General features: G+C 72.6%; 11 protein-coding genes and 1 tRNA gene. 7 read left to right on the top strand and 5 right to left on the bottom strand.

What is annotated here, in order from left to right:
- Nucleotides 1-159 precede the first annotated feature (159 nt).
- The 4 genes from AB5970_RS10910 to AB5970_RS10895 are packed head-to-tail and all read left to right on the top strand — an operon-like array spanning nt 160 to nt 4,347.
- Nucleotides 160-1,569, top strand: coding sequence for a branched-chain amino acid ABC transporter permease (locus tag AB5970_RS10910; RefSeq protein WP_370503964.1), 1,410 nt, complete (start codon nt 160-162; stop codon nt 1,567-1,569).
- 9 nt (nt 1,570-1,578) lie between these two features.
- On the top strand, nt 1,579-2,565 hold the full coding sequence (locus AB5970_RS10905) for a branched-chain amino acid ABC transporter permease (protein WP_370503963.1): 987 nt from the start codon (nt 1,579-1,581) through the stop codon (nt 2,563-2,565).
- Nucleotides 2,555-3,529, top strand: a complete 975-nt coding sequence (locus AB5970_RS10900) for an ABC transporter ATP-binding protein (RefSeq protein WP_370503962.1) — start codon at nt 2,555-2,557, stop codon at nt 3,527-3,529. The genes AB5970_RS10905 and AB5970_RS10900 overlap by 11 nt, the downstream gene beginning before the upstream one ends.
- On the top strand, nt 3,526-4,347 hold the full coding sequence (locus tag AB5970_RS10895; protein WP_370503961.1) for an ABC transporter ATP-binding protein: 822 nt from the start codon (nt 3,526-3,528) through the stop codon (nt 4,345-4,347). Before AB5970_RS10900 ends, AB5970_RS10895 begins: the two co-directional genes overlap by 4 nt.
- A 6-nt stretch (nt 4,348-4,353) precedes the next feature.
- Here the strand turns inward: AB5970_RS10895 and AB5970_RS10890 are convergent, their stop codons facing one another.
- Complete coding sequence (locus AB5970_RS10890; RefSeq protein WP_370503960.1) at nt 4,354-4,986, bottom strand: hypothetical protein; 633 nt, start codon at nt 4,984-4,986, stop codon at nt 4,354-4,356.
- A 59-nt stretch (nt 4,987-5,045) separates the two neighbouring features.
- Between AB5970_RS10890 and AB5970_RS10885 the strand changes: the two genes are divergently transcribed.
- Complete coding sequence (locus AB5970_RS10885; protein ID WP_370503959.1) at nt 5,046-5,810, top strand: endonuclease/exonuclease/phosphatase family protein; 765 nt, start codon at nt 5,046-5,048, stop codon at nt 5,808-5,810.
- Between the two features lie 81 nt (nt 5,811-5,891).
- On the opposite strand, the gene AB5970_RS10880 is transcribed toward AB5970_RS10885, so the two are convergent.
- Both AB5970_RS10880 and AB5970_RS10875 read right to left on the bottom strand, forming a co-directional pair.
- Nucleotides 5,892-7,160, bottom strand: coding sequence for an ABC transporter substrate-binding protein (locus tag AB5970_RS10880; protein ID WP_370503958.1), 1,269 nt, complete (start codon nt 7,158-7,160; stop codon nt 5,892-5,894).
- Between the two features lie 241 nt (nt 7,161-7,401).
- Entirely contained in the window at nt 7,402-8,031 is a 630-nt protein-coding gene (locus AB5970_RS10875; RefSeq protein ID WP_370504004.1) for an ANTAR domain-containing response regulator, read from the bottom strand.
- Between the two features lie 225 nt (nt 8,032-8,256).
- Between AB5970_RS10875 and AB5970_RS10870 the strand changes: the two genes are divergently transcribed.
- Together AB5970_RS10870 and AB5970_RS10865 are read left to right on the top strand one after the other, a co-directional pair.
- Nucleotides 8,257-8,330 (top strand) — tRNA-Leu (locus AB5970_RS10870).
- A gap of 144 nt (nt 8,331-8,474) precedes the next feature.
- A complete protein-coding gene (locus AB5970_RS10865; protein ID WP_370503957.1) occupies nt 8,475-9,173 on the top strand; it encodes a hypothetical protein in 699 nt (232 codons plus the stop codon).
- Here the strand turns inward: AB5970_RS10865 and AB5970_RS10860 are convergent.
- Both AB5970_RS10860 and AB5970_RS10855 read right to left on the bottom strand, forming a co-directional pair.
- Nucleotides 9,116-10,417, bottom strand: coding sequence for a nucleotide disphospho-sugar-binding domain-containing protein (locus tag AB5970_RS10860; protein ID WP_370503956.1), 1,302 nt, complete (start codon nt 10,415-10,417; stop codon nt 9,116-9,118). The genes AB5970_RS10865 and AB5970_RS10860 overlap by 58 nt on opposite strands.
- Entirely contained in the window at nt 10,414-12,567 is a 2,154-nt protein-coding gene (locus AB5970_RS10855) for a glycosyltransferase (protein ID WP_370503955.1), read from the bottom strand. Before AB5970_RS10855 ends, AB5970_RS10860 begins: the two co-directional genes overlap by 4 nt.
- Nucleotides 12,568-12,605 lie beyond the last annotated feature (38 nt).

The following is a 12,605-nucleotide window of genomic DNA, read 5'->3' as shown; positions in this document are numbered from 1 at the left end:
CGCCGGTCGCTGCAAGGGCCGGAGGTCTCGCGTTCACGAAATGAACACGACACAATCCCTGCCTATCGTCCTGCCACCCGGCAGACGTCGAGGGGGTCGCGGCAACGAGGCCGCGTCCTGCGACACCGCCACACCCGAACAGACGGACGGAGGTCCCAGGTGCGAGAGCTCGCCACCGTGGACCGTTCCCCCACCCTGCGCCGCAGCGCGAGCGTCCTGCTCGTCCTGCTGGTCGCGTCGCTCGTCCTCCTGCTCGCGCCGTCAGCGGCGCACGCAGCCACAGGACCGTGCGTCGCGGACCCGGCGACAGGGTGCATCAACGGCACCATCCGGACCTCGACGGGGCAGCCCGCCGTCGGCGTGACCCTCACGATCGAGGGGGGCGGCACCACGTTGACCGCCACCACCGACGCCGAGGGCAAGTGGACCGCGGCCGTCACGCAGGCCGGCGACTACACGGTCACGCTCGACCCGGCCACGCTCCCCGCGGGCGAGTCGCTGCGGAACCCCGAGGGCAACCCGCGCACGGTGACCGTGACCCTCGGCTCGTCGAGCGGCGCGCTGTTCCCCCTCGGGCAGCCCACCTCGGGCGGCAGCGGGAGCGGACCCGGGCCGAGCGCGACCACCGCCCCGGGCGGCGACGGCGAGACCGGCGCCCCGACCGGGACGTCGAACGAGGGCGGCTTCAGCTGGCCGCGACTGGCGCAGCAGACGGTCAACGGCCTCGTGTTCGGTCTGCTCCTGGCCCTCGCCTCCGTCGGCCTGTCGCTCATCTACGGCACGACCGGCCTGAGCAACTTCGCCCACGGCGAGCAGGTCACGCTGGGCGCGATCCTCGCGTACATCGGCGTGCAGACCTTCGGCCTCCCCCTGCTGGTCTCCGGGGCGCTCGCGGTCATCGCCGGCGCGGTCAGCGGCTGGCTGCAGGACGCCGCGATCTGGCACCCGCTGCGCCGCCGGCGCGTCGGGACCACCCAGCAGATGATCGTCACGATCGGTCTGTCGATGGCCCTGCAGTACACGTACCAGTTCTTCTTCGGCGCGAGCGCGCTGCGCATCGTCACCGCCAACCCGGACATCATCACCATCGGCACGGTCCGCATCTCGGTGACGTCGATCTGGTCGGCGATCATCGCCGGCGCGGTGCTCGGCGGTGTCGCGTACTTCCTGCTGGCCACCCGCACCGGCCGGGCCACCCGGGCCGTCTCAGACAACCCGGCGCTCGCCGCCGCGTCCGGCATCACGGTCGAACGGGTCATCCGGCTCGTGTGGACGCTGGGCGGGGCGCTCGCGGCCCTCGGCGGCGTTCTCATGGGGCTCTACCTCAACGCGACCAGCTGGAACATGGGTGGCGCGCTGCTGCTCCTGATGTTCTCCGCCGTCACGCTCGGCGGCCTCGGTGCCCCGTTCGGGGCGCTGGCCGGATCGATCGTCATCGGGCTCGTCGTCGAGCTCTCCAACCTCGTGCTCCCCAGCGACATGCGGTACGCCGGGGCGCTCCTCATCCTCATCCTCGTGCTGCTGGTGCGTCCCCAGGGTCTCCTGGGCCGCGCCGAGCGGATCGGTTAAGGAGCAGACATGGACTGGTCCCGCATCCTCACCAACGTCGTCGCCGAGGCGTTCACGCCGACGACGGCCGCCTACGCGCTCGGCGCCATCGGCCTGAACATCCACTTCGGCCTCACCGGGCTGCTGAACATGGGCCAGGCAGGCTTCGTGCTGCTCGGCGCCTACGGCTTCGCGATCGCGACGATCGCCGGCTGGCCGCTCTGGGCGGCCGTGCTGGTCGCCATGGCCGCGGCGGCGATCTTCGCGCTGATCCTCGGCATCCCCACGCTGAAGCTGCGCGGCGACTACCTGGCGATCGTCACGATCGCCGCGGCCGAGATCGTCCGCCTGGTCGGCCGCTCGACCGCTCTGACCCACCTCACGGGCGCCTCCTCGGGCCTGCGCGGCAAGGACTACAAGGAGACGTTCCAGGGCGCCTCGCCGCTGCCGGACGCGACGTGGTCGCTGGGGCCGTTCGACTACCAGACGAACGCCTCCAACGGCTGGTGGATCCGCATCGTCGCGTGGTTCGTGGTCGGCCTCGCGTGCCTCCTCGTCTACCTGCTGATCAGGTCGCCGTGGGGCCGCGTGCTCAAGGGCATCCGCGAGGACGAGGACGCCGTCCGCTCGCTGGGCAAGAACGTCTACTCGTACAAGATGCAGGCGCTCATCCTCGGCGGCGTCATCGGCGCGGTCGCGGGCATCATCTACGTGCTCCCCCGCGCCGTGCAGCCCGACTCCATGGGGCGCACGATGACGTTCCTCATGTGGACGATCCTGCTGCTCGGCGGTGCCGCCACCGTGTTCGGTCCCGTGCTGGGGTCGATCATCTTCTGGGCAGGCCTCATGCTGATCAAGACGGTCATGCGCGACGGCGTCCCCGAGACGGTGATGCGCGGCGAGCAGATCGAGGCGTTCGGCTGGGTCATCGTGGGCGTGACGCTCATGCTGCTCGTGATCTTCCGACCACAAGGCATCCTCGGCGACAAGAAGGAGCTGGCGATCAATGTCCGCTGACCTTCCCTCCACGGCGGTGGCCCCCGCCGCGAGCAGGCGCGCCGCCGTGGCGGCCGACCTGGCCGACGTCGACCGCATCCCCGGCGCCAAGAAGCCCGACCCGATCGTCGTCGCCGACCACGTCACGCGGCACTTCGGCGGCATGACGGCCGTCGACGTCGACCACATCGAGATCCAGCGGGGCGCCATCACCGCCCTGATCGGGCCGAACGGCGCGGGCAAGACCACGCTGTTCAACCTGCTCACGGGCTTCGACAAGCCCAGCACGGGCACCTGGTCGTTCAACGGCAAGTCGCTGCACGGCGTCTCGGCGGCCCGGGTGGCCCGCTCCGGCATGGTCCGCACGTTCCAGCTGACGAAGGCCCTGAGCCGCATGCTCGTCATCGAGAACATGCGGCTCGGCGCCACCAAGCAGCCGGGCGAGAACCTGGGCACCGCCCTCTTCCCGCCGCTGTGGCGTGCGCGGGAGAAGGAGATCACGGTCCAGGCCGAGGAGCTGTTGGCGCGCTTCAAGCTGGACACCAAGCGCGACGACTTCGCCGGCAGCCTCTCGGGCGGCCAGCGCAAGCTGCTCGAGATGGCCCGGGCGCTGATGAGCAAGCCGATCATGGTGATGCTCGACGAGCCGATGGCCGGCGTGAACCCCGCGCTCACGCAGTCGCTGCTGGGCCACATCGAGGCGCTCCGCGACGAGGGCACCACCGTGCTGTTCGTCGAGCACGACATGCACATGGTCCGGCACATCTCGGACTGGGTGATCGTCATGGCGGAGGGGCGCATCGTCGCCGAGGGTCCGCCCGAGACCGTCATGCAGGACCAGGCCGTGGTCGACGCCTACCTGGGCAAGCACCACGACACGGACCTGGGCGACGACAGCCTGCTCGACGACGAGGTCACCGAGCAGCTGGAGGCCGAGGTCCGCGCCGAGGCGATCGCGCGCGGCGAGCAGGAGGAGACCGCATGAGCACCACGGCCACGGACACCAGCGACGCGGCGTCGGTCCACCGCGGGGCCCCCGCGGGCGAGCCGCTGCTCGACGCGAAGGACGTCTACGCGGGCTACATCCCGGGCGTCGACATCCTCAACGGCTGCAACCTGGTGGTGCACCCCGGCGAGCTGGTCGGCATCATCGGCCCGAACGGCGCCGGCAAGTCGACCTTGCTCAAGGCGCTGTTCGGCCTGGTCTCGGTCCGGCAGGGTGCCGTCACGCTGCACGGCGAGGACATCACGCACCTGCGCTCGGACTCGCTGGTCAAGCGCGGCGTCGGCTTCGTCCCCCAGTCGAACAACGTGTTCCCCTCGCTCAGCATCGAGGAGAACCTGCAGATGGGGATCTTCCAGGCGCCGAAGAAGTACAACGAGCGGTTCGCGTTCATCGTCGACCTCTTCCCCACCCTGGGCGACCGCCGCAAGCAGCGCGCGGGCTCCCTGTCGGGCGGCGAGCGGCAGATGGTCGCCATGGCCCGGGCGCTGATGATGGACCCGTCCGTCCTGCTCCTGGACGAGCCGTCCGCGGGCCTGTCCCCCGTGCGCCAGGACGAGACCTTCATCCGCACCCGCAAGATCAACAAGGCGGGCGTCTCGATCGTCATCGTCGAGCAGAACGCCCGGCGCGCCCTGCAGATCTGCGACCGCGCATACGTGCTCGACCAGGGTCGCAACGCCTACTCGGGCCCGGGCCGCGAGCTCATGCACGACCCGAAGGTGATCGAGCTGTACCTGGGGACGTTGGCGACAGACGTCGAGAACGCGAACAAGCCGACGGCCCCACCGGAGGCGTGACCCCTTCTACTCCTCGGGCCCGGTCGCGTCCGCGCGGCCGGGCCTGACGTCCGTCCCGGGCGTGGGCCGCACGTCGGTGATCCCGAGCTCGTCGGCGAGGAAGAGGAACGCCCGGCCGTAGGGGTGGCCGCCGACGTCGGCGCGCACCCGGTCCCAGTCGATCTGCTCGCGCAGGGCCCGCACGATGGCCAGCAGGCGCCCGAAGTCGCAGGCGTGCTCCCCGAGCACCCGCAGCTTGGCGGAGACCACGTCCGTGGCGCTGAGCACCGGCATCCGCACCGCCAGCACCTCGAGCACGTCGCTGCGCGCCAGGAGCTCGGCCGTGACCGGCTCCCCCACCATCCGGAAGAGCACGTCGACCAGCTGCCCGTGGTGGAACGCCTTGAACAGCCAGTTCTCGGCGGGGTCCCGGACGTCGAGCCCCGCGGCCGCGATGGCCGCCTTGGCCCGGTCCACGTCCTGCTCGGTCACGGCGAAGTCGGCGTCGTGGCTGGGCTCGGGTGCTCCCCGGGCCCACGCCGCGTAGCCACCGACGAGCGCGAACGGGATCCCCGCGTCCATGAGGGCGACGGCCGTCAGCCGCAGGCCGTCCTGCAGGGCCGTGCGGTCGTCGGGCGGGGCGGCGCCGGGCTGCGTCATGGCACCCGTGTCTACACGCCGACGCGCGCGTCCGCAGGTCGGCGTGTTCAATCGTCGGGGTGCGCCTCGCGACGTTCAACATCCTGCACGGTCGCTCGCTGGTCGACGGCGCCGTCGACGTCGACCGGTTCGCGGCTGCGGTCCGGGCGCTCGACGCGGACGTGCTCGCGCTGCAGGAGGTGGACCGCGACCAGCCGCGATCGCACGGCGCCGACCTCACCGCCGTGGCCGCCGAGGCGATGGGCGCCCCGGAGCACCGCTTCGCCGCCGTGCTGCACGGCGAGCCCGGCCTGTGGACCGCCGCCACGGGCGACGCCCAGCCTGCGACCGCGAGCTACGGCATCGCGCTGCTGAGCCGGTTCCCGGTGGTCGAGTGGCGGGTGCTGGCGCTGCCGACGCTGCGGACGCGCGCTCCCGTGCGCTGGCCCGGCAACCGGTGGCCGTCCCTGGTGCGCGACGAGCCGCGCGCGGCCCTGGCGGCGGTGCTGGAGACCCCCGAGGGGCGCTTGACGGTGGTGGGCACCCACCTGACCGTGATCCCGGGCTGGACGGCGCGTCAGCTGCGGCACCTGACCGGAGGGCTCACCGCACTCCCCCGCCCGCTGGTGCTCCTGGGCGACCTGAACCTCGAGGGCGACCGCCCGGCCCGCTCGACCGGCATGCGACCGCTGGCGACCGGCCCGACGTACCCCGTCGACGCCCCCGCCCGGCAGCTCGACCACATCCTCGCCGACGGCCCGGTCCGCGCCCTCGCGCCCGGCCACACCGTGGACACGGGCCTGTCCGACCACCGCGCCCTCGTCGTGGACGTCGAGCTGTCCTGAGACGCGCCGAGGGCCGGCGCGGATCGCTCCGCACCGGCCCTCGGTGATCGTGCAGCGTCTGTCGACGCGATCAGAGCAAGGTCACTTGACCGAGCCCTCGACCGCCTTCACCCAGACGTTCTTGTTGTCGGCCCCGTACTTGTAGACGCCGATGAAGGCGCTGGACGGGTCGTTGTCCGCGTTGAACGGACCCACGCCGGCCTGGCCCTTGTACTGGATGTCCTTGCCGTCGTCGAGGAGCGCGACGCAGTCCTTGAACGTGGAGCACTCCTCGCCGCCGTTCGCGCCCGAGACCGCCGCCAGGTTCTTCTGGATCGTCGTGCCGTCGGTGCCCTTGCCCTTCACCGCGGCGAGCGCGGCGAGGATGGTGGCGTCGTACGACTCGGGACCGTAGGCGAAGTCCTTGAGGTTGGCGTCGACCGTCTTCAGCTTGGCCTGGAACTCGTCGCTCGGGAACGCGCCCGGGATGGTGCCCTGGGCACCCTCGAGCGTGCCCGGCTGGAAGTCAGCCGAGTAGTCGGCCGTGTTGCCGTCGACCAGGTAGATGGTCGACGGGTCGACGCCGGCGCCGACGAGCGCAGGGATGATCTGCTTCGTCTGCTCGAAGGCGAGGACCACGACGGAGTCGGGGTTGGTGGCCAGCAGGGCGGTGATGTCGGAGTCGAAGCTGCTCGCAGCCGGGTCGAACTCCTGGCCCTTCTTGCCGTACGTGATGGTGCCGCCGGCGTCCTCGACCGTCTTCTCGACGACGTCGCGCAGCGACGTGCCGTAGTCGTCGTTGAAGACGAGGATGCCCACGTTGGAGTGGCCGTCACCGGTGATCAGGTTGCCGAGCGCCGCGCCCTGGACCGTGTCCGGCGGAGCGGTGCGGAAGTAGAACGGCGAGTAGCCGGACAGCTTCGTGGCGGTGTTGGCCGGCGAGATCTGGACGACCTTGGCCGCCGTGATGTCGTCCACGACGTTCAGCGTCACCGACGAGGAGGCCGCACCGATGATGACCTGGACCTTCTTCGAGAGAAGGTCGGTCACCGACTGCGTGGCGACCTCGGCGTGGTCGGCGTCGGACGAGTCGGCGTCCTCCTGGACGACGTCCTGGCCCAGCACGCCGCCGGCCTCGTTGATCTCCTTGATGGCGAGCCCGACGCCCGCGATCTCGGGCGGGCCGAGGTAGGCCAGCGATCCAGTCTGCGGCAGGAGCGTGCCGACGATCAGCGGATCGGTGGAGCCGGCCGCGCTGGCGCTGTCGGTCGCGTCGCCGCCGCTGTCACCGGAGCCGCCACAGGCGGCGAGGACCAGCGCTGCTGCACCGGCCAGGGCCGCGGCCCGAACTGCGTGAGTCGAACGAATCATGCGTGGTACCCCTCTGTGAGTACTGCGATCCGCGGGATCCCGGTAGGAGTCCTGCAGGTGTGGCGCGAAGGTACTCATTGTTTGTGTCCGCGATGTGAATCGACATGTCTCAGCGTGGGTTGTTGCCAAGTTGTGACCGACCAGTAACTAGCCGAACTGGACGATTGACCGGCATCCGCGCCCTCCCGGACATGACGAAGGCCGGCCCGGAGCTTCCCGGACCGGCCTCGGCATTCACCCGTCAGGACGAGCCGCCACCCACCTGCTCGATGACCGCGTCGGCCACCTCGCGCATGGTCAGGCGACGGTCCATCGACGTCTTCTGGATCCACCGGAACGACTCCGGCTCCGTCAGGCCCATCTTCGTCATGAGCAGGCCCTTGGCCCGGTCCACGCGCTTGCGGGTCTCGAACCGTTCGGCCAGGTCGGCCACCTCGGACTCGAGCGCGCTGATCTGCGCGTACCGCGAGATCGCGATCTCCACGGCGGGCAGCAGGTCCGCGGGGCTGAACGGCTTGATGACGTACGCCATGGCGCCCGCGTCGCGCGCCCGCTCGACGAGCTCCTTCTGCGAGAACGCCGTGAGCAGCACGACCGGCGCGAGGTGGGCCTTGCCGATGCGCTCCGCCGCCGAGATGCCGTCGAGGACGGGCATCTTGACGTCCATGACGACGACGTCCGGCTTGAGCTCCGTGACCAGCTGCACGGCCTGCTCGCCGTCGCCGGCCTCGCCGACCACGTCGAACCCGGCGTCGCGCAGCGTCTCGACGACGTCCATCCGGATCAGCGCCTCGTCCTCCGCGACCACGGCGCGCCGGGCGGGGCGGCTCGGTGCCGGGGTGGGCTCACCCGCGGGAGCGGGGCTGCTCAGGTCGAGGGCGGCGTCGGGGGCCGTCTCGTTCGGGGGGGTCGCGTCGGTGCTCACGTGCACAGAGTAGTGGGCGGCACCTCCGCCTTCGCAGTGGTTGCACCTGTGAGGCAGCCCACGCGGCGCGCCACGCCCGCGTGAGGACCGTGTCGCGCCAGGCGCAACAAGGTCCTCACGCGAGGGACGACGGACGCTCCGGGCTCGTCGGCGCGGCTATCCTGCTGCACGGCCCCGATAGCCCAACCGGCAGAGGCGTTCGGCTCAAACCCGATCCAGTGTGGGTTCGAATCCCACTCGGGGCACCGCACAGGCAGGTCAGAGGCCGCACCTCAGCCATCTGTCCTCGCGTGCCGCAGCACGTCGGGCGAGCCGCGCTGCGGATCGGCGGACGCCCACCGCCGAGACGCCCGCGTGCAGGCGGGACCCGGCGCACTTAGCGTGTGCCGATGAGCAGAGTCGTCGTCGCGGTCCCCTGGCGACCGCAGGCGTCTCGGCTCGACGCGTTCGATCGGCTGGTCACGTGGCACCAGCGCCACCTGCCGGACGTCGAGCTGCGCACGATCGACACCGACGACGCGATCTTCAACGTCGCGCGCTGCCGCAACCAGGCGGTCGGCGCCGAGGGAGGCGACGACGTCGTGGTGCTCAACGACGCCGACACGCTCCCCGAGCGGGATGCGCTGCTGCGCGCGATCGAGGCGGCGGCGGCGGTGCGGGCCGTGCACCTGCCGTACACGGAGTACCGGTGGTTCGGCGCCGCCGGCAGTGCGCAGTACGCCGACGGGGTCCCCGCCGACGAGTGCGACTTCGAGCTGGTGCGGGGCGCGTGCTCCGGCGTCACCGTGACGACGCCTGCGACGTGGTTCGCCCACGGCGGGCAGGACGAGCGGTTCAGCGGGTGGGGCTTCGAGGATGCCGCGTGGTACCTCGCCCACCAGACGATGCTCGGGCGCCCGCCCGTGCGGACCGCCGGCCGCGTGTACGCGCTGCATCACGTGCCGGCCGAGCGCCGTGGCCACCAGTACGACGCGAACGCCCGACTGATGGCGCGCTACGAGGCGGCCGCGGGCGACCGCACCACCATGCCTCAGCTGATCGCCGAGGCGCCGACCGCGCGGAACGCCCTGGCCGGCCCGGGGTCCTGAGCGAGGGACGCGGCCTCGGCCGCCAGGAGCTCGGCGCCTGAGCCGCTGAGCAGACGGAGAACGGCGTCGCGGACCTCGCGCACCGACGCCAGGTTCGGGTCGAGCACCTCGCCGACGCCGACCCGCTCGACTGCTGCGGCGCCGGCGAACTGGTCGGTCGAGAACGGCAGGACCAGCATCGGTGTCGCCGTGCCGACGGCCTCGGTGACCGAGTTGTTGCCGCCGTGCGTCACCAGGACCGCCGCTGCCCGGAGCAGGCGCACCTGCGGGAGGTACTCACGCACCAGCCAGCCCGGGGGCAGCTCGCCCAGCTCGTCGACGGGGGTGGCGCCGCTGGCGATGGCCGCCCGCACACCGGCCGCGCGCAGCGCCGCCACCACGGTGCGCAGCACGTCGCCACGGACGGACAGGAAGCTGCCGAAGCTGACGTACACGAACGGCTCCGCGGTGGCGAGCCACGCGTCGACCTCGGGATCGGCGGCCTCGGCGCGCAGGCTGCCGCCGAGGTACTCGTGCGGAGGCAGGTGGGGGGCGCGCTCGGGCGCGGCGAGCAGCTCGGGGTAGTGGAAGAGCACGAGCGGGCCGTGCAGCGCGAACGCGTCGTCGACCGGTGCGATCCCTGGCGCCAGCTGGGCACCGGCCGTGTTCCACTCGGCCGTGAACCGGGCGGCCACCCGGCGGCACAGCACGTCCAGCTCCGCGAGCTCGCCCGGGTCGGGCCGGAACGCACGTGGCCAGACCGGCGGGCGTCCGTAGACCTCGTCGCCCACGGGCAGGGCGGTGGGGTGCCCGAGCACCACGTCGGCGTACGGCACCTGCGCCGCCCAGAGACCGAGCCGCGCGCCGTAGGCGAGGTGGTCGACGAGGATGGCGTCGGGCCGCACGGCGTCCGCGACCGCGAGGGTCGCCCGCGCCTTCTCGACCGGCTGCCACATGAGGTCGACCAGGCGCTCGCGGGCCTGGTACGCCAGGGTCGGCACCATCCCGCGCCGCGTCGCGTCGAAGAAGCCGCGGAGCGAGTCCGCCTCCGCGTCCGCCTGCTGCTCCGCCCGGATCACGCCGGGGTTGGATCCCCGGCCGAGCTGCAAGGGCGCCCGCTCGTAGCCGAACGAGTCGACGATGCCCGCGGTCGCGTCGCCGCTGGCGACCACGACCCGCTCCCCCGCGTCGCGCCACGCCGTGGCGAGAGCCGCGAGCGGGATGAGGTGCGAGGCGTAGTCCGGGCTGATGACCAGGAGGGTCATCCCTGACCGACCAACGCCGACCGTGCCGCCAGCTCGTCGGCCGCGACCCGTCGGTAGACGTCACCGAGCGTGTCCGCCATCCGCTGGATGGTGAAGCTCGCCGCGACGGTCTCGTGAGACTGGCCCGCCCGGCGCGCGTCCGTCTCCGCGAGCGACGCGTCGAGCGCGGACCCCATGGCGGCGGCCAGGCGGTCGGCGTGCCAGGTGGCGGTCAGGAAGCCGGTCACGCCCTCGTCGACGTAGGTGGCCGGGCCGCCTCCGTCGGGCGCGACGACGACGAGGCCGGACGCCATCGCCTCGAGCAGCGCGATGCCGAACTCCTCCTTGAGGCTCGCGCACACGTAGATGCCCCGCGGCGCGCTGAGCCCGGGCAGACCGGTGCGCGCGGCCGCGACCCAGCGGGCGACCACGTCGTTGGGGCGGTGGCCGGGGAGCAGCAGGCCGGCGGACGCCCGCTCGACGGTCGGCACGACGGCCTCGATGACGTCGAGCTGCTCCCGCTCGTCGGCCGACGGGTCTTGCAGGTCCCCCCCGACGACGAGCAGGTTCGCGCGCTCGCGCAGTCCGCCGCGAGCCCACGCGTCGACCAGGGTGGCCACACCCTTGACCCGGTGGAGTCGCCCCACGCTCACGATCAGCGGCAGCTCCCGGCGCTCGCGGGGCAGCTCCGCCACCAGGGCGCGCAGCTCGCGCAGCGCCTCCGTCGGCTCGTCGCCCGCGGCGTGCGCCTCGGCCTCGGCCACGGCGCGGTCGACGACGACGAGGTCCACGCCCTCCGGCACGATCGTGTGCCGCTCGGGGTGCGCCGTGACGTCGATGCCGACCAGCTCGCGCATGTCGCGCCGCAGCTCCGGACGCGGGAACAGGACCGTGTGCGCGGCGTTGGCAGCGAGCCGCTGCACCAGCCGGGCGCGGAACCAGAAGTGCTCCACCTCGTCGACGACGCCGAAGTTCTGCCGCGTGAGGCGGCCGGCGAGGTCGAGCGACTGGATGACGGCGTGCGGGTCCGGCGCGACCGTGAACACGACGGGGATGTCGAGCTCGCTGGCCACGTCGGCGGCGGCCAGGCTGCCGACGTCGGCCATGCGCAGGTGGATCAGGTCGACCCCGCCGGCGGCCCGCAGGACGCGGCGGATGCCCCGGCGTGCCGAGACCCGCAGCGGCCACGCCGCCGCCATCGGCACAGGCTGGTGACGCAGCGGGACCCGCCCGTAGTGGTGCCCACCGCCCCCGAGGGTCCCGAGATCGGCGGCGGCCTCGGCGACGGAGCCGCGCGAGAGCGTGAGCACCCGGTCCACCGGCCGCCGCTCGCCGGCGACGAACGCGTCCCCGAGCCGCACGAGCAGGGTCGCGATGCCCCCGTTGTCTCCCGCGCCGGCCGCGCTCAGCCGGGCGTCGATGTCCGCGTGCAGGAACAGCTGGGCGACGCTCAGGCCGTCCCTCGCGGGCTCGCGCCGCCACGACGCGGCCGCACCGATGTCGACGAGCGACAGCCGGGCGACGTCCGCCAGCTCGTCCTCGCCGCCGGCCAGCCGGTTGAGCAGGCCGATCACCGCGGTGTCGCCGGGTCGCTGGCCCAGGGCGGCGACCGCCGCGGTCCGCACCCGCTCGTCCTCGGTGACGTCCGCGGCGAGCGCGAGCAGGGGCCGGACGGCGACGGCGTGCCGGACGAGCCCGAGGGTCTCCGCGATCCGTGCCCGCGCCTCCGGCTCCGTCACCCCCAGCAGGGCAGCCTCGAGGCCCACGGCGACCGGCTCGGGTGCGCCGGCCGACCACTGCTCGAGGGTCCGCTGCGCAAGCATCCCGCCGAACCCGCCGGACTCGGTCAAACCGATGAGCCGGGCAACCGCATCGGCGCGCGGGAGCCCCGAGCCGAGCACCCAGGCGGCGTGCTCGCGGATGAACGGCCGTTCGTCGGACAGGAGCCGGGCCACGGCGCGCGAGGCCTCGTCGTCTCCGATCTTGGCCAGCGCGTGCACCGCGGCGATCGCGACGAGCTGGTCCGCGTCGTGCAGGGCGCCCGTGAGCACGCGGATGGTCCGGACGCCGGGATCCCGGGTGCTCTCGAAGGCCAGCTCGTCGGCGAGCCGCATGCCGTCGACGATGCGCTCGGCCGAGCGGAGCGTGTCGAGCGAGGTCTGGATGCCCACGGGATTCCTCTGCGTCGTTGGCGCCGGATCGGCGACGG

This window comes from Cellulomonas sp. ICMP 17802 (assembly GCF_041295535.1).
Taxonomy (GTDB): Bacteria; Actinomycetota; Actinomycetes; order Actinomycetales; family Cellulomonadaceae; genus Cellulomonas.
Note: the sequence above shows the minus strand (reverse complement) of the source record. Positions and strands in the feature narration are given on the sequence as shown.